The sequence below is a fragment of the Corynebacterium sp. MSK004 genome (assembly GCF_030232515.1).
In the GTDB taxonomy this organism is placed as follows: Bacteria; Actinomycetota; Actinomycetes; order Mycobacteriales; family Mycobacteriaceae; genus Corynebacterium; species Corynebacterium hesseae.
On the sequence record NZ_JASPKB010000001.1, the window covers coordinates 331,179 to 346,257 of the forward strand.

The following is a 15,079-nucleotide window of genomic DNA, read 5'->3' on the forward strand; positions in this document are numbered from 1 at the left end:
CGGTTTTCCTACCTGAATGTTGCGTTTTAGTAACGCTGCGTCAGAATTCGAGGACCATTCTCCGTTGCCGCCACGGTGTGCTCCCAGTGGGCAGCCAGCGAACCGTCGAGGGTGACAACGGTCCAGTCGTCGTCAAGCACGGCGTTATCTTCGGTGCCCAGCGCCAGCATAGGTTCAATGGCCAGGACGGAGCCCTCCTGGATGATGGGACCGCGCCCTGCCTTGCCTTCATTGGCCAGGTAGGGGTCTTCGTGCATTTCGTGGCCGATACCGTGGCCGCCGTAGCCGTCAACAATAAACAGGTCAACGCCAAACTTATCCTCGGCGCGGTAGGTGGCCTGCTCGAGGGCTGCGGAGACGTCGGTAAGCCGGTTGCCGGGGACCATAGCCTTGAGGCCTTCGTGCAGGACCCATTCGGTGGCATCAGACAGCGCCTGCGCCTCAGAGCTGAGCTTGCCGACGCCAAACGTCCACGCGCTATCCCCCACCCAGCCGTCGAGCGTGGCACCACAGTCGATGGAGACAAGGTCCCCTTCAGCGAGGACGATCTCCTTGCTGGGTATGCCATGGACAATGATGTCGTTGACTGACGCACAGATAGATCCCGGAAAGCCACCGTAGCCCTTGAAGGTGGGCACGGCACCGGCATCCCGAATGGTCTGCTCGGCCACGTGGTCGAGCTCGAGCGTGCTCACGCCAACTGCAGCGGCGGCACGCACCGCCTGCAGGGCGCGGCCGACGATTTCGCCAGCCGCCTGCATGGCATCAAGCTCGCCCGGAGTGCGGGCCGGAATCGTTTTAGTGCGTCGACGAAAAGCCATGACAAAAAGACGGGCTACTTGCCCATTGCCTTCAGGGTGCGCTCGTTGATTTCCTCAACGGTTCCTTCAGCCTTGATGGAGATGATGGCATCGCCATAGTGCTCGATGAGCGGGAAGGTCTCCTCGCGGTAGACGCCCAGGCGTGTGCGGATGGTCTCCTCGGTGTCGTCCGCGCGGCCGCGGGCGAGCATGCGCTCGACCACGACGTCCTCGGATACCTCAAAGTTCAGCACGCCGTCGAGCTTCAGGCCCTTGTCGGAGAGGAGCTTCTCAAGAATGTCGGCCTGCTCCACGGTGCGGGGGAAGCCGTCGAGAAGAAAGCCATCCTTGGCGTCATCCTGGTTGAGGCGGTCCTCCACCATGCGGGCGGTGACATCAGTCGGCACCAGCTTGCCGGCGTCGATGTAGGACTTAGCCTCGACGCCGAGCGGGGTGCCCTCACCAATGTTGGCGCGGAAGAGGTCACCGGTGGAGATGTGCGGAACGCCGAGCTTTTCGCTGAGGAGGGCGGCTTGGGTGCCCTTGCCGGCACCGGGAGGGCCAAGGAGTACGTAACGCATTACTTAAGCAGTCCTTCGTAGTTGGATTGTAGGAGCTGGGACTCGATTTGCTTGACCGTGGTCAGGGCCACCGAGACCATAATGAGGATGGCAGTACCGCCGAAGGCGGAAGTGCCGCTGGCACCTGCGCGGCCCACGCCGAGGTCCAGAAGTATATTCGGCAGAACAGCGATGAGCGCCAGGTAGATCGAACCGACGAACAGAAGGCGGTTCATGACGAATCCCAGGTATTCGGCGGTCGGCCGACCCGGGCGGATACCCGGGATAAATCCACCATACTTCTTCATGTTCTCCGCCTGTTCAGCAGGGTCATACTGAACCGAGACATAGAAGTAGGAGAAGAAGATGGTGAGGACGAAGTAGAGGACGATGTACTGCCAGGAGCTCGGTGCCTGCAGGTGCGCAATCACGTTGCGCTGCCACCAGTTATCGGACACGCCCGGAGAGCCGGAGTTGACGATCTGGGTGATAAGCACTGGCATGTAGATCAGCGAGGAAGCGAAGATAACCGGGATAACGCCGGCCTGGTTGACCTTGAGCGGCAGGTAGGTCGACGAACCACCGTACTGGCGACGGCCAACCATACGCTTTGCGTACTGCACCGGAATGCGGCGCTGGCCCTGCTCGATGAAGGTGATGCCCACGACGAGGACGATGAGGCCGGCAACCACCATGGCGAAGACGAGGCCACCGTTGTTCTGCATGATGCTGACACCATCGGTGGGAAGGCGGGTAGCAATACCGGCGAAAATCATCAGCGACATACCGTTACCAATGCCCTTCTCCGTAATCAGCTCACCCATCCACATCACGAGGATGGCGCCGGAGGTCATGGTGATAACGAGCACGACGAGGGTGAAGAAGTTACGGTCCTCCGCCAGGACGCGTACGCCTTGCCCCAAGAGTTGCTCGCGGTCCGCCAGGGCCACAATGCCCGAAGACTGCAGAAGCGCCAGCGCCAGGGTGAGGTAGCGCGTGTACTGCGTCATCTTGGCCTGACCGGACTGCCCCTCCTTCTTCAACTGCTCGAAGTGAGGAATCACCACGGTGAGCAGCTGCACGATAATCGACGCCGTAATGTACGGCATGATGCCGATGGCGAAGATCGACAGCTGCAGCAGCGCGCCACCGGAGAACAGGTTGATCACCGAGTAGAGGTTGCCGGATTCCTCCGTGAGGTCACGAAGGCGGCCGGCGATGGTGGCGTAATCAACGCCCGGCGACGGGATCTGCGCGCCAACGCGGTAGAGGATAATCAACACGAGCGTGAAGATGATCTTCTTACGCAGGTCGGCATCTTTAAAAGCCTGCAAAATGGCGGACACTACTTAATCCTCCTGGCCTACCGCGCTTGTTGTGCGGTTCGAATTCGCCGCGCACGGGGGTGGATCTCATCTGTTCCCAAAAGCTAAGAGCCCTCTTAAGGCATCTCATAGGAACGGTTGAACACTTTTGACCCCATTACCCTACCAGCCTTGGCCACTTTCGCCACATTAACCCCGCACATGGCCGCCCGGAGGTCCCCTTTTTGGTTTCTCCCTTAGCGCTATCCCCGGATTGGGCCTACCATTGCCTGTGTTGTCTGAAGGCAATGTCCTTACAAGATTTCTACGTCTTTTCGACCTCCCCCGAGACGCCCGGGGCGTCTCGGAGTATGGCCGTTCTTTTTCTGCCAGCCAATGAACCGAAAGAAGTATGTAGTTTTATGAGTAAGCGATTCTCTCCAATGACCGTGGCCGAGATTATCGATGCATTCGTCCCCAGCCCCAACCCCTTCCGCTGGGAGGCTTTCGATGGTTCCGCCACCGGCCCAGCCGATGCGCAGTTTACCGTCAAGATCAACAACCTCCAGGGCTTGGCCTATATCGCGACTCACCCAGGGGATGTAGGATTTGCCCGCGCTTATGTCACCGACGGCATCACTGTCGAGGGCGAACACCCGGCGCACCCCTACGGCATCTTCGATGCGCTGCACGCCATGTATGACAAGTTCACCCGCCCGGACGCGAAGACCTTGGCCAGGGTGGCACGCTCCCTGGCCTCGATGGGAGCTTTCCAGATCCAGCCGGTCCCGGAAGTCGAGCGAGCCTCGTGGCTGCGCCGCAAGCTGCACGAAGGATTGTCCAAGCACTCCAAGGAACGCGACGCGGACGTCATCTCCGATCACTACGACGTGGGTAATGACTTCTACGAGCTTTTCCTCGGTGACTCGATGACGTATACCTGCGCCTACTACCCCTCCCCCGACGCCACGCTGGATGAGGCCCAGGAAAACAAGTATCGCCTCATCTTCGACAAGTTGCGGCTCAAGGAGGGTGACCGCCACCTGGACGTCGGCTGCGGCTGGGGCGGCATGGTGCGCTACGCCGCCAAGCGCGGTGTGAAGTCCCTCGGCGTAACCCTCTCCAAGGAGCAGGCTGAGTGGGGCCAGGCCAAGATCAAGGAGGAGGGTCTCGAGGACCTCGCGGAAATCCGCTTCATGGACTATCGCGATGTCACCGAGGAAGGCTTCGACGCTATCTCCGCCATCGGGCTACTCGAGCACATTGGCGTCAAGAACTACCCGGACTTCTTTAGCTTCCTCAACGGCAAGCTCAAGCCGGGTGGATTGATGCTCAACCACTGCATTACCTACCCGGATAATCACAAGACTCCGAAGGGCGGCTTCATTGACCGCTATATCTTCCCCGACGGTGAGCTCTCCGGCTCCGGCACCATTACGAAGTGCATGCAGGATGCCGGCTTCGAGGTTGTCCACACGGAATCCCTGCGCTTCGACTACATGCGCACTCTGCACGATTGGTGCGAGAACCTTAAGGAGACGTGGGAGGAGGCCTGCTCTCTGGTGGGCCTTCCCACCGCGCGCCTGTGGGCCATCTATATGGCCGGCTCCGAGTGGGGCTTCGAGCACAACATCATCAACTTGTACCACTTCTTGGGCGTCAAGCTGGGTGAGGCCGGTTCTCGTTCCGGCGTGCCCGAGCGCCGCTGGTGGGAAGATTCCTGCTTCTAAAGACTTAAGGGAGTTCTATGCTGACTAATCTCATTCGCAATCACCGCAGCGTCGATGCCGTGGAGATCCCGCCGGTGGGCTGGCGGGCGCACAGGCAAGGCGTCGATAAGCTCCTGCGTAGCTTCCGCGCGGTGCCGAAGGATAAGCGCGTACGTCTGGCGAAGAAAACCTCGAACCTTTTCCGCGGGCGCAGCGGCGAGCAGGTGGGGCTCGACGTGTCCGGTCTGGGTGGGGTCATTGAGGTCGATCCGATTGCGCAGACCGCCGAGGTTCAGGGCATGTGCACCTACGAGGACCTTGTGGACGCCACCTTGCCGCACGGTCTTATGCCCTTCGTGGTGCCGCAGCTCAAGACCATTACGCTCGGCGGCGCGGTGACGGGCATGGGCGTGGAGTCCACGAGCTTCCGCGATGGATTGCCGCACGAATCCGTGCTGGAGATGGACATCCTCACCGGTACTGGCGAGATTCTCACGTGCTCGCGCGAGGAGAATGTCGATCTCTTCCGTCTCTTCCCCAACTCCTATGGCTCCTTGGGCTATGCGGTGCGCCTCAAGATTGAGCTGCGCGCGGTGAAGCCTTACGTGGAGCTGAGGGAGGTGCGCTTCCACGACTTTGAGTCCTTGGCACGCGCGCTTGACGACGTCTCCCGCTCCCACTCCTATGACGGCCTCGATGTCCACGGCCTCGATGGCGTGGTCTTCTCTCCGGAGGAATCCTACCTGGTCATGGCCCGTTTCACGGAGGAGGAGGGCCCAACCTCCGACTACACGAGGGAGGAGATTTTCTATCGCAGCCTCCAGCACGCCCGGGGTATTCGCCGCGACCGCCTCACGGTGCGCGATTACATCTGGCGCTGGGATACTGACTGGTTCTGGTGCTCGCGAGCCTTTGGCGCGCAGAACCCGCGGGTGCGCAAGGTGTGGCCGCGGCAGCTGCGGCGCAGCTCTTTCTACTGGAAGCTCGTGCGCCTGGACCGGAAATACGAGCTGGAGTACAACTTCATCAAGAAGCCAAAGGGCCTGCCGCGGGGTGAGCGCGTGGTGCAGGACATCGAGGTCACCCCGGAGAACCTGCCGGAGTTCTTGGACTGGTTCTTTGCGGCCTCCGATATACAGCCGGTGTGGCTGTGCCCGATTAGGCTACGCGAGGGCGTCGAAGCGCTCGTCGGCACTGGCTCTCTCGCGGCTGATTCCCCCGCCCCGTGGCCGCTGTACCCGCTGCGCCCGGACCAAACCTGGGTCAACGTGGGGTTCTGGTCGGGCGTGGAGGGCAATCACGTCGACCCCTCCGCCCCGGGCAACGGCGCCTTCAACCGCGTCATCGAAGCTAAAGTCAGCGAGCTCGGCGGGCATAAGTCGCTGTATTCAGAAGCCTTCTACTCCCCCGAAGAATTTGCCGAGCTCTACGGCGGTGACCTGCCGGAGCGCATTAAAGCGCTCACTGACCCGGACAGCCGCTTCCCCGGCCTCTATGAAAAGACGGTCAACGACGCTTAGCGCGCTGTCTTCTTAGGCAACTGCATCGACGCGATCAAAGCCGTTGGTGGCTAGGGCCTTCATCACGCGGTCCACGGCGGCTTGGTCGGTGTCGGGGTTGTAGGTTTCCAGGAAGACGATGTGCGCGGTGTCATTGCCTTCAAAGCGGATGGTCATGAAATCGTGGCCCAGCTCCTGGGTGGCGAGGGCCAGCTCGCGCTGCACCGCCAGCTCGCCGCTGGGCAGGTTTTCCGTGCTGGTGGCGGACTCTGGCTGGGAGAGCATCTCCTGTGCATCGACGGGACCAGTAACGCCAGCTAGGGGCAGAAGTGCGGCGATGGCGGTTGCCACGATGGAAGATACGGACGACATAACAATCTCCTTAATGCTTACTAAGATTTAACCAAGGGTGATACTACTCTTCTTAGCTCCGCGTGCACAATAGGCATGAAAAATCCCCCTGCCCCGCACGAATGCGGTGGACAGGGGGGAAGAAATCTACTGAGTAGAGATTTACTTGGTGGTGGTGGCGGTGCCGCCAGCAGCCTCGATCTTCTCAACAGCAGACTTGGAGAACTTGTCAGCGGTGACGTTCAACTTAACGTTGATGTCGCCGTTGCCCAGAACCTTGACCGGCTGGTTTTTGCGAACCAGGCCAGCAGCGACGATGTCCGCTACGGTGACGTCGCCACCCTGAGCGAAAGCCTCTGCGAGGTCAGCAACGTTGACTACCTGGTACTCAACGTGGTTCGGGTTCTTGAAGCCCTTGAGCTTCGGCAGACGCATGTGGATCGGCATCTGGCCACCCTCGAAAGCAGCGGAAACCTGCTTGCGAGCACCGGTGCCCTTGGTACCGCGACCAGCGGTCTTACCCTTGGATGCCTCACCGCGGCCGACGCGGGTTTTGGGCTTATTGGAGCCTGCGGACGGGCGCAGGTCGTGGAGCTTGATGATATCAGCCATGGTTTACTCCCCTGCCACTTCTTCGACGGTGACCAGGTGACGCACCTTGTGAACCATGCCGCGAATAATCGGGGTGTCCTGCTTTACAACAGAGTGTCCGATGCGCTTGAGACCAAGAGCCTCAATGTTGGCGCGGTGGTTCGGCTTGGTGCCCACAAGGCCCTTTACCTGAGTAATCTTCAGAGCCATTGCTTATGCCTCCTGACCTGCGCGCTTGCGCAGCATCTGGGCCGGTGCGACCTCCTCGAGGGACTTGCCGCGGCGTGCAGCAACTTCCTCCGGGCGAACCAGCTGCTTGAGGCCGTCCACGGTAGCGCGGACGACGTTGAGAGCGTTGTCGGAGCCCAGGGACTTCGACAAGATGTCCTGCACACCGGCGCACTCAAGCACCGGACGAGCAGCACCACCGGCGATGACACCGGTACCCGGAGCGGCCGGCTTCATCATGACGATGCCAGCTGCGTCGCGACCCTCAACCGGGTGGGTAATGGTGCCGGCAATCATCGGGACGCGGAAGAAGTTCTTGCGAGCCTCTTCTGCACCCTTCTGGATTGCGGCCGGGACTTCCTTGGCCTTGCCGTAGCCGACGCCAACCATGCCCTGGCCGTCGCCAACGACGACGAGAGCGGTGAAGGACATGTTGCGGCCACCCTTAACGGTCTTGGAGACGCGGTTGATGGTCACAACGCGCTCGATGTACTTATCGCGCTCGTTGTCCTGGTGGTTGCGGCGGTCGTTACGACGGCCGTTGTTGCGACCCTTGCGGTCGTTGTTGTTCTCGGCGGAGCGTCCGCCGTCACGCTGTTCACGGTCCGACATTAGGCGTTCCTTCCGTTGATGTTTCCGTATGCCTTAATCATTAGAACTGCAGACCACCTTCACGAGCAGCTTCGGCCAGCGCAGCAACGCGGCCGTGGTACTTGTAGCCTGCACGGTCGAAGACGACCTTCTCGATGCCAGCGGCCTTGGCGCGCTCAGCGATGAGCTGGCCTACCTTGGCAGCCTTGGCCTTCTTATCGCCCTCGAGTGCACGCACGTCGGCTTCCATGGAGGAAGCAGCGGCCAGGGTGTGGCCGGCCAGGTCGTCGATGACCTGAACGTGCATGTGGCGGGAGGAGCGGTGAACGACCAGACGCGGTGCCTCAGGGGTGCCGCGGAGGGTCTTACGGATGCGGAAGTGGCGGCGCGCGCGTGCTTCACGACGACGCGAGGAAATGTCCTTGCCAACCGGGGTGCGCTTTGCGTTTTCAGTGTTAGCCATTGCTTACTTACCCGTCTTTCCGACCTTGCGGCGGATCTGCTCGCCGTCGTAGCGAATACCCTTGCCCTTGTAAGGATCGTCCTTACGCAGGCGGCGGATGTACGCGGCGACCTGTCCAACCAGTTGCTTGTCAATACCAGATACGGAGAGCTTGGTTGCGCCATCCACAGCGAAGGTGATGCCCTCCGGAGCCTTGATGAGGATCGGGTGGGAGTAGCCCAGAGAGAACTCCAGGTCCTTACCCTTCTGCTGGACGCGGTAACCAACACCGAAGATTTCCATCTTCTTGGTGTAGCCCTCGGTCACGCCAACAACGGCATTGTTGACCAGGGAGCGGGCCAGACCGTGCAGTGCGCGGTTCTTGCGGTCGTCGTCCGGACGGGAGACCTTGATCTCATCGTCCTCGACGGCTGCGGTGATCGGCTCCGGCAGCTCAACCTCGAGGGAGCCCTTGGACCCCTTCACGTTGACAACCTGGCCATTGATGGTGATGTCGACGCCCTTCGGGACGGCGATAGGTGCTAGACCGATACGAGACATGTGTCAATCCTCCCTTACCAGACGTAGGCGAGAACTTCTCCGCCTACACCCTTCTCCTGAGCCTGACGGTCGGTAAGCAGACCCTGAGACGTGGAAATGATGGCCACGCCCAGGCCGCCCAGAACCTGCGGCAGTTCGGTGGACTTTGCGTACACACGCAGACCCGGCTTAGACACGCGACGCAGACCCGAGAGGGAACGCTCACGATTGTTGTACTTAAGCTCGAGGGACAGCTCGCGGCCCTCGACGGAGTAGTCAGCGATGTAGCCTTCCTGCTTCAAGATCTCGGCGATGTTCGCCTTGAGCTTGGAGGTCGGCATCGACACGGAATCGTGGTGCGCATTGGATGCATTGCGCACGCGCGACAACATGTCGGCAATAGGATCAGTCATAGTCATATGAGTGACCTGTAACCTTTCTCGTTGCGGTTCCCTTAAAGCTCACCAAAGCGTTTTCCGTGTGATTTCGGGCTACTCACGCTCCCCGCGGTCAATACCGCGAGGCGCTCGCCACCCTTTGATACAGACAACGGTCCGCTGTCTACGGCGAGGGGCCTACAACAAAGTAGATGTGTTCAATTCTTCCGGCTTGGCACATTTGCGCACCTCCAGCGCCATTTTTGCGGCGCGGAGGAGGAAAAATGCAAGTCCGTCGGCTTACTCTACCCGCTGACATGCTGTTTTCCAAAACGCGTTAGCATGGGAAGTCATGAGTGAAGAACAGGACCCCATCCGCACGGCACACCAGTGGCTTGAGGAGGCTGCCGAGCTTGTCGGCGTCGCCCCGGCCGACGCCACCGCCTTGATTAGAGAACTCCTCGATCTGACTAAGGACGTCGCGCATACCCAATCGCGCCCCGCTGCCCCGCTGACGGCGTACCTGGTCGGTTTGGCCTCGAAGGACGTCGACGAGGCCCGCGCCCACATCGCCACGCTCAAGGAGGCCCTCAACCGATGAGCGGGCGCGTCAACGCCACCTTCGCCGTGACCAAGGTGCGCCTCGATGAGCACGGAGAGGTCATCCAGGTCGATACCCGCGGCGATACCGTCGCCGGCGAAGAGCCTTTGGAGATCCGCGTGGGCGGACAAACGCTGACCACCACGATGCGCACGCCTGGCCACGATGTCGAGCTGGCCCACGGTTTTCTTCATTCAGAGGGCCACATCGAGAAGGCCAGCGATGTCACCGAGGCGCGCTACTGCGCCGGTGCCTCAGTGGACGGGCGCAACCCCTATAACTTGCTCGACGTTGAGCTAGCCAACCCCCACGCGATCAGCCTCGCCGATCTCCGCCTGACGACAACCACGTCTGCGTGCGGAGTGTGCGGTACCTCCTCTATCGAGGCGCTAATGAAACAGTCGCGATACCCAATCCCACAGGTGCCGGTGGATCCGGGGGTCGTCGCCAAGCTGCCCGGCGCCTTGAAAGCGGAGCAGAAGCAGTTCCGCAAAACCGGCGGCATCCACGCCGCGGGCGCCTTCACGCTCGAGGGAGAACCCGTCGTTGTACGTGAGGACGTCGGCAGGCACAACGCCGCCGACAAGGTCATCGGCCACCTACTGATGGAAGGAATGCTGCCTGCCAGCGACCTCATTCTGGTGATGAGCTCGCGCGCCAGCTTCGAGCTGGTCAACAAGGCAGCTATGGCCGGCTTCGGCATGCTCGTGGCGGTCTCGGCGGCCTCCTCGCTGGCGGTGGAAACCGCCCGGGAAACCGGCATGGCGCTCGTGGGCTTTGCCCGCGGCGACCGCTTCAACCTCTACTCGGGCGAACTTAGTCGCGGTACGCCTCCGGGCCAGAGTTAAGCCAGGCGTACACGCCGCCAATAAGGAAGCCACCGCCGATGAGGTTTCCCACCCACACGATGGACCAGTTGGCCAACACCGCGCCGAGGGTAAAGCCTTCCGGCAGCGGGCTGGCGCAGAAGAAGGTCAGGGTCATCAGGCAGAAGTTGGCGATAACGTGCTCCAGGCCCAGACCCACGAAACAGGCGATGATCGGCACGATGACGAAGAACTTGGACACCAGGTCCTTGGCAAAGACCGCGCCGACGATAGCCATGTTGACCACGAAGTTGGCCAGCATGGCCTCCACCAGCAGCCCGCCTGGGCCCTTGGTCAGCTTGCCCATCGAGAGGTTGGCAATGAGATGGTTGGGGTCGATTCCGCCCAGCTTGGCCGACATTCCCATAGCTGCGGCAAAGAGAGCAGCACCAACCAGGTTAAACAGCGTCGTGACCACCAGCAGCCACAGGCCCTTGCCCCAGCCCACCTGTTTAGTTACGGCGCCATAGACCATGTACATCATGTTGCCGGTGGCCAGCTCCGCGCCGAGAAGGACGATGGCAAACAGGCCCAAGCCGAACAGGCAGGCAAAGACCAGCGAGCCCATGCCTTCCACATGCTTCTCGACGCCCATCCCCATCACCGCAGCAAACGCCGTACCGATGGCGAGGTACACACCCGCCAGGGTGGAGCGCACGGCAAACCGGCCAAAGGACTCGTCGAGCAACGCAACCTTTTTCTTTACCGCGGCTGCCGAAGCATCATTCAGGGACATTTCTTACCTCACTGGGGGACGCAGACTTCTCAGACGCTCGTAGTCTACTCCCCGTGTGAGACACCATCTGCGCTCAGGGGTGACGACGAGCACCACCGGACGCAGACACAAAAATTCCCCCGGACCTCCTTGACGGAGTGCCGAGGGAATGATTCAAGCGCTACTTTACTTGAACGGGAAGCCGAGCTCGCGCAGGAGCTTGCGGCCCTCCTCGTCGTTGGTAGCGGTGGTCACGACGGTGATGTCCATACCGCGCGGGCGGTCCACCTTGTCGATGTCGATCTCGTAGAACATGGTCTGCTCGGTAAGACCGAAGGTGTAGTTGCCGTGGCCGTCGAACTGCTGGTCGGAGAGACCGCGGAAGTCGCGAATACGCGGCAGCGCGATGGTCAGCAGGCGGTCCAGGAACTCCCACATGCGGTCGCCGCGCAGGGTAACGCGTGCACCGATGGGCATGCCCTCACGGAGCTTGAAGTTAGCGATGGACTTCTTAGCGCGACGCACCTGCGGCTTCTGGCCGGTGATAGCGGTAAGGTCCTCGAGAGCGCCGTTGATCATCTTGGAGTCGCGGGCAGCGTCGCCCACGCCCATGTTGACAACGACCTTGGTGACGCCCGGAATCTGCATCACGTTGTCGTACTTGAACTCGTCGTTCAGAGTCTTCTTGATTTCCTCGCGGTAGCGGGTCTTCAGACGCGGAGTGTAGTTCTCGCTCATGTTAGATGTCCTTCCCGTTGCTACGTGCGATGCGGACCTTCTTGCCGTTTTCGTCGAAACGGTAGCCCACGCGGGTCGGGTTGCCCTCGGAGTCAACGATCGCAACGTTGGACACGTGGATCGGAGCTTCCTGGGTAACGATTCCGCCGGACTCGGCGCCACGCTCGGTAGCGGAGTTAGCAACGTGCTTCTTGACGCGGTTGACGCCCTCAACGAGGACCTTGTCGCGCTTCGGGTATGCCTCGATGACCTTGCCCTTCGCGCCCTTGTCCGGGCCCGAAATGACGATCACCATATCGCCCTTATGAATCTTCATAAGATTAGATCACCTCCGGTGCGAGAGAAACGATCTTCATGAAGCGCTTATCACGAAGTTCGCGAGCAACCGGGCCGAAGATGCGGGTACCGCGCGGCTCATTGTCGCCCTTGAGAATAACTGCGGCGTTTTCATCGAATGCGATGTAGGAGCCGTCCGGGCGACGGGTCTCCTTCTTGGCACGGACGATGACGGCCTTGACGACATCGCCTTCCTTCACGTTGCCACCCGGGGTGGCTTCCTTGACAGTGGCAACGACAACGTCACCAATGCCAGCGAAACGTCGAACGGAGCCGCCGAGAACGCGGATGACGAGGAGCTCTCGTGCACCGGAGTTGTCGGCGACGCGCAGACGCGATTCTTGCTGAATCACTATGGGTCTCCTGACCTGGATTAACGTGCGTCAAGATTTCCGTCCTTGACACACCTGGTCTACTTGCTTGCGTGGCATAGGCTGTGCGACGAACGCGCTGTTCACAGCGGTCGAAGGGTCTCGGTGTGGCGATTCGGAAACGCATCGCGCTGCACCGACCGACCATATGCAACCCATACATTCAAGCATGTCCCCCACTGTTTCCCCAAATCGCGCACCCCACTGTTTCCCCGCCCCCACAGGACTTCCCATCCTCCCAAAACCAAATGTGCAGACCCGGAAGTGCAGAGGTGCAGGTGGGCGTCGTCAAGCGCACGCGCAGTGCTTGGCGACGACGTGCTGTACTTCCAGGTCTGCACTTATGGAATCGGCGGACGGAAGCTCTAGGCCTTCTCCGCTGAAGCGGCGGCGGTTGTAGCCGCAGGTTTCGGCTTCGGGTCCACGGTGAGTAATGCATCCCCGAAGGTGATTTCCGCACCGGTGGTATAGGCCGGGAGGACCGGGCCCGTCTTCTTCGAGTTGGATACCACCACAGGTGTTGTCACCGGGTAATCCGCCGCCTTGATGGCGGCGATATCGAACTCGCAGAGGAGGTCGCCGGCCTTGACCTCGTCGCCCTTGGAGACGTGCGAGGTAAAGTGCTCACCCTTCAGGTTCACGGTGTCAAAGCCGACATGCATGAGGATGTCCACGTTGTTGCCGTCGGCACCTTTTCCGCGCACGGCATAGGCGTGCTTGGAGGGGAAGGTGACGGTGACCTTGCCATCAATCGGGGAGACGAGGCGCCCCTCGCTCGGCTCGATGGCCGCGCCCGCGCCCAGCTTGCCGGCGGCAAACATCGGATCCGAAACCGATTCCAACGCGATGGCCTTTCCGGCCAGCGGGGAGGCCACGCGGTAGGCATTCGGATCAGCGGTGGCGGCAGGAACCGCCCCGCCCACGTCGGCGCTGGCGGTACCGACCTCATCGGGATCGATGGAGCCGTTCTTGGAGATGAGGTAGCGGCCATATACAAAGGCCACACCGAAGGAGAGGATGAGGGAGACGAAGGCGCAGATGAAGAACTGCGTGTAATCCTCCGGGCGCATTGAGACGAAGCCGATGAAGCCGGCGGCGCCGAGGGCGGTAGCTTTGACGTCGAGAAGCGCGATGAGCGTCGAGGCCACTGCGGACGCGCCCATGCCAATGTAGAACGGCCAGCGCAGGCGGAGGTTCACACCGAAGATGGCGGGCTCGGTAATGCCAAAGAGCGCGGAAACGCCCGAGGCGCCCGACAGGCCCTTGAGCTTTTCCGACTTGGTCAGGAAGTAGACCGCCAAGGCCACGCCACCCTGGGCAATGTTGGCCATGGAGGCCACCGCGAAGATGAAGGAACCGCCCTCGTTCCACAGCATCGTCTCAATCGGCGGGAAGGACTGGTGCAGGCCGGTAATGACGATCGGTGAGTAGAACAAACCGAAGATGAAGCCGCCCACTGGGCCGGCGAAGGTGTAAAGGTCGTTGAGCCCAGCGCCAAGCATGTCGCCCGCCGTGCGCAGAATAGGACCAACCGCGATGAAGGTGATAAAGCCCGTCACCAGCAACGTGAGCAACGGGGTGAGCATGAAGTCCACGGTGCCCTTGAGGTGCTTGTGCAGGAATTTCTCAATCGTGGCCAGAATCCACGCGATGACCAGGATCGGCAGGATGGAACCCTGGTAGCCTGCCTGGGCCACATCGAGGCCGAAGATGTTCCAGTAGGACATCTCCCCCGCCTCGATGGTCGCGGCCACCTGATACCCGTTCACCAGGTCCGGCATCACCATGGCCATGGCCATGCCCGCACCGAGGAACTCGTTGCCGCCGAAGCGCTTGGTGGCGGTGAAGCCCACCAGGATAGGCAGGAAGGCAAACGGCGCGGAAGCCAAGAGGTTGATGAGCCCGGCGACATCCGCCATGGCCGGGAACATCTCGATGACGGATTGCTCGCCGAACAGCCCGTTGGCGGTCAGCACATTGTTGAGCGCCATGAGCAGACCGCCGCCGACCAGAATCGGGATGAGCGGCACGAAGATATCCGCGAGGACCTTCACTGCCCGGGAGAACCAATTGCCGGAGTCGGCGGCGATGTCCTTGAGCTTGTCAGTAGAAACTGCGATATCCTTCGAGGTCATCGCGTTGATCTGGTCGAATACGATGTTGACATCGCCCGGACCGACGATGACCTGGAACATGCCCCCGGCCTCAAAGATGCCCTTGAGGTCCGGATCGTTTTCTAGTGCGGCCGTATCGACCTTTTTACTGTCTTTCAGCACCATGCGCAGGCGGGTGGCGCAGTGCGCGAGCGCCACAATGTTGTCTTCGCCGCCGATTGCTTTGAGTGTTCGCGCCGCGACCTGTTTGTGATCCATGTCGGCGTGCCTCCTCGGAGAGTGAGATGAATTAAATAGCTTCACCTCCCATTAGACACGTTACCCAACATAAAACCAATCATTCGGG

The 15,079-nt window shown here is 60.9% G+C and carries 19 protein-coding genes; 4 read left to right on the top strand and 15 right to left on the bottom strand.

Annotated features, from left to right (window positions below; genetic code table 11):
- Positions 1-26 precede the first annotated feature (26 nt).
- Genes map through secY form a run of 3 tightly spaced genes read right to left on the bottom strand, consistent with a single transcriptional unit; the run spans position 27 to position 2,706 of the window.
- Positions 27-821, bottom strand: a complete 795-nt coding sequence (gene map, locus QP999_RS01530) for a type I methionyl aminopeptidase (protein WP_284847522.1) — start codon at positions 819-821, stop codon at positions 27-29.
- A 14-nt stretch (positions 822-835) separates the two neighbouring features.
- Positions 836-1,381 carry an adenylate kinase gene (locus QP999_RS01535; protein ID WP_070530790.1) on the bottom strand — a complete coding sequence of 182 codons (546 nt, stop codon included), beginning with the start codon at positions 1,379-1,381 and terminating at the stop codon, positions 836-838.
- Complete coding sequence (gene secY / locus QP999_RS01540; RefSeq protein WP_070521679.1) at positions 1,381-2,706, bottom strand: preprotein translocase subunit SecY; 1,326 nt, start codon at positions 2,704-2,706, stop codon at positions 1,381-1,383. The genes QP999_RS01535 and secY overlap by 1 nt, the downstream gene beginning before the upstream one ends.
- A gap of 380 nt (positions 2,707-3,086) precedes the next feature.
- Between secY and QP999_RS01545 the strand changes: the two genes are divergently transcribed.
- On the top strand, positions 3,087-4,394 hold the full coding sequence (locus QP999_RS01545) for a class I SAM-dependent methyltransferase (RefSeq protein ID WP_284847523.1): 1,308 nt from the start codon (positions 3,087-3,089) through the stop codon (positions 4,392-4,394).
- A gap of 17 nt (positions 4,395-4,411) precedes the next feature.
- Entirely contained in the window at positions 4,412-5,893 is a 1,482-nt protein-coding gene (locus QP999_RS01550) for an FAD-binding oxidoreductase (RefSeq protein WP_284847524.1), read from the top strand.
- A 12-nt stretch (positions 5,894-5,905) separates the two neighbouring features.
- Here the strand turns inward: QP999_RS01550 and QP999_RS01555 are convergent, their stop codons facing one another.
- From QP999_RS01555 to rpsH, 7 genes are all read right to left on the bottom strand, one after another.
- Positions 5,906-6,244: a hypothetical protein gene (locus tag QP999_RS01555; RefSeq protein WP_070563546.1), complete on the bottom strand. Its 339-nt coding sequence runs from the start codon at positions 6,242-6,244 to the stop codon at positions 5,906-5,908.
- Between the two features lie 141 nt (positions 6,245-6,385).
- Positions 6,386-6,835: a 50S ribosomal protein L15 gene (gene rplO / locus QP999_RS01560; RefSeq protein WP_070685196.1), complete on the bottom strand. Its 450-nt coding sequence runs from the start codon at positions 6,833-6,835 to the stop codon at positions 6,386-6,388.
- Positions 6,836-6,838: 3 nt separating this feature from the next.
- Complete coding sequence (gene rpmD, locus QP999_RS01565; protein WP_039673747.1) at positions 6,839-7,024, bottom strand: 50S ribosomal protein L30; 186 nt, start codon at positions 7,022-7,024, stop codon at positions 6,839-6,841.
- Between the two features lie 3 nt (positions 7,025-7,027).
- The gene (gene rpsE / locus QP999_RS01570; RefSeq protein WP_070521694.1) at positions 7,028-7,654 is read right to left on the bottom strand and encodes a 30S ribosomal protein S5; all 627 of its coding nucleotides are present in this window, start codon (positions 7,652-7,654) and stop codon (positions 7,028-7,030) included.
- A 40-nt stretch (positions 7,655-7,694) separates the two neighbouring features.
- Positions 7,695-8,096, bottom strand: a complete 402-nt coding sequence (rplR, locus tag QP999_RS01575; RefSeq protein ID WP_070521697.1) for a 50S ribosomal protein L18 — start codon at positions 8,094-8,096, stop codon at positions 7,695-7,697.
- 3 nt (positions 8,097-8,099) lie between these two features.
- Positions 8,100-8,636 carry a 50S ribosomal protein L6 gene (gene rplF, locus QP999_RS01580; protein ID WP_070521700.1) on the bottom strand — a complete coding sequence of 179 codons (537 nt, stop codon included), beginning with the start codon at positions 8,634-8,636 and terminating at the stop codon, positions 8,100-8,102.
- A gap of 14 nt (positions 8,637-8,650) precedes the next feature.
- A complete protein-coding gene (rpsH, locus tag QP999_RS01585; protein ID WP_070521703.1) occupies positions 8,651-9,034 on the bottom strand; it encodes a 30S ribosomal protein S8 in 384 nt (127 codons plus the stop codon).
- Positions 9,035-9,344: 310 nt separating this feature from the next.
- Between rpsH and QP999_RS01590 the strand changes: the two genes are divergently transcribed.
- Positions 9,345-9,593: a DUF6457 domain-containing protein gene (locus QP999_RS01590; RefSeq protein ID WP_284847525.1), complete on the top strand. Its 249-nt coding sequence runs from the start codon at positions 9,345-9,347 to the stop codon at positions 9,591-9,593.
- A complete protein-coding gene (gene fdhD, locus QP999_RS01595; RefSeq protein WP_143334255.1) occupies positions 9,590-10,441 on the top strand; it encodes a formate dehydrogenase accessory sulfurtransferase FdhD in 852 nt (283 codons plus the stop codon). The genes QP999_RS01590 and fdhD overlap by 4 nt, the downstream gene beginning before the upstream one ends.
- Here the strand turns inward: fdhD and QP999_RS01600 are convergent.
- The 5 genes from QP999_RS01600 to QP999_RS01620 all read right to left on the bottom strand — a co-directional run bounded on the left by QP999_RS01600 (position 10,410) and on the right by QP999_RS01620 (position 14,991).
- Positions 10,410-11,195 carry a formate/nitrite transporter family protein gene (locus QP999_RS01600; RefSeq protein ID WP_284847526.1) on the bottom strand — a complete coding sequence of 262 codons (786 nt, stop codon included), beginning with the start codon at positions 11,193-11,195 and terminating at the stop codon, positions 10,410-10,412. The genes fdhD and QP999_RS01600 overlap by 32 nt on opposite strands.
- Positions 11,196-11,360: 165 nt before the next feature.
- Positions 11,361-11,912: a 50S ribosomal protein L5 gene (rplE, locus tag QP999_RS01605; protein ID WP_070521728.1), complete on the bottom strand. Its 552-nt coding sequence runs from the start codon at positions 11,910-11,912 to the stop codon at positions 11,361-11,363.
- A gap of 1 nt (position 11,913) precedes the next feature.
- Positions 11,914-12,228: a 50S ribosomal protein L24 gene (gene rplX / locus QP999_RS01610; protein WP_005527724.1), complete on the bottom strand. Its 315-nt coding sequence runs from the start codon at positions 12,226-12,228 to the stop codon at positions 11,914-11,916.
- A gap of 4 nt (positions 12,229-12,232) precedes the next feature.
- Complete coding sequence (gene rplN / locus QP999_RS01615; RefSeq protein ID WP_070521731.1) at positions 12,233-12,601, bottom strand: 50S ribosomal protein L14; 369 nt, start codon at positions 12,599-12,601, stop codon at positions 12,233-12,235.
- Positions 12,602-12,984: 383 nt separating this feature from the next.
- Positions 12,985-14,991, bottom strand: coding sequence for a sucrose-specific PTS transporter subunit IIBC (locus QP999_RS01620; protein ID WP_284847527.1), 2,007 nt, complete (start codon positions 14,989-14,991; stop codon positions 12,985-12,987).
- Positions 14,992-15,079 lie beyond the last annotated feature (88 nt).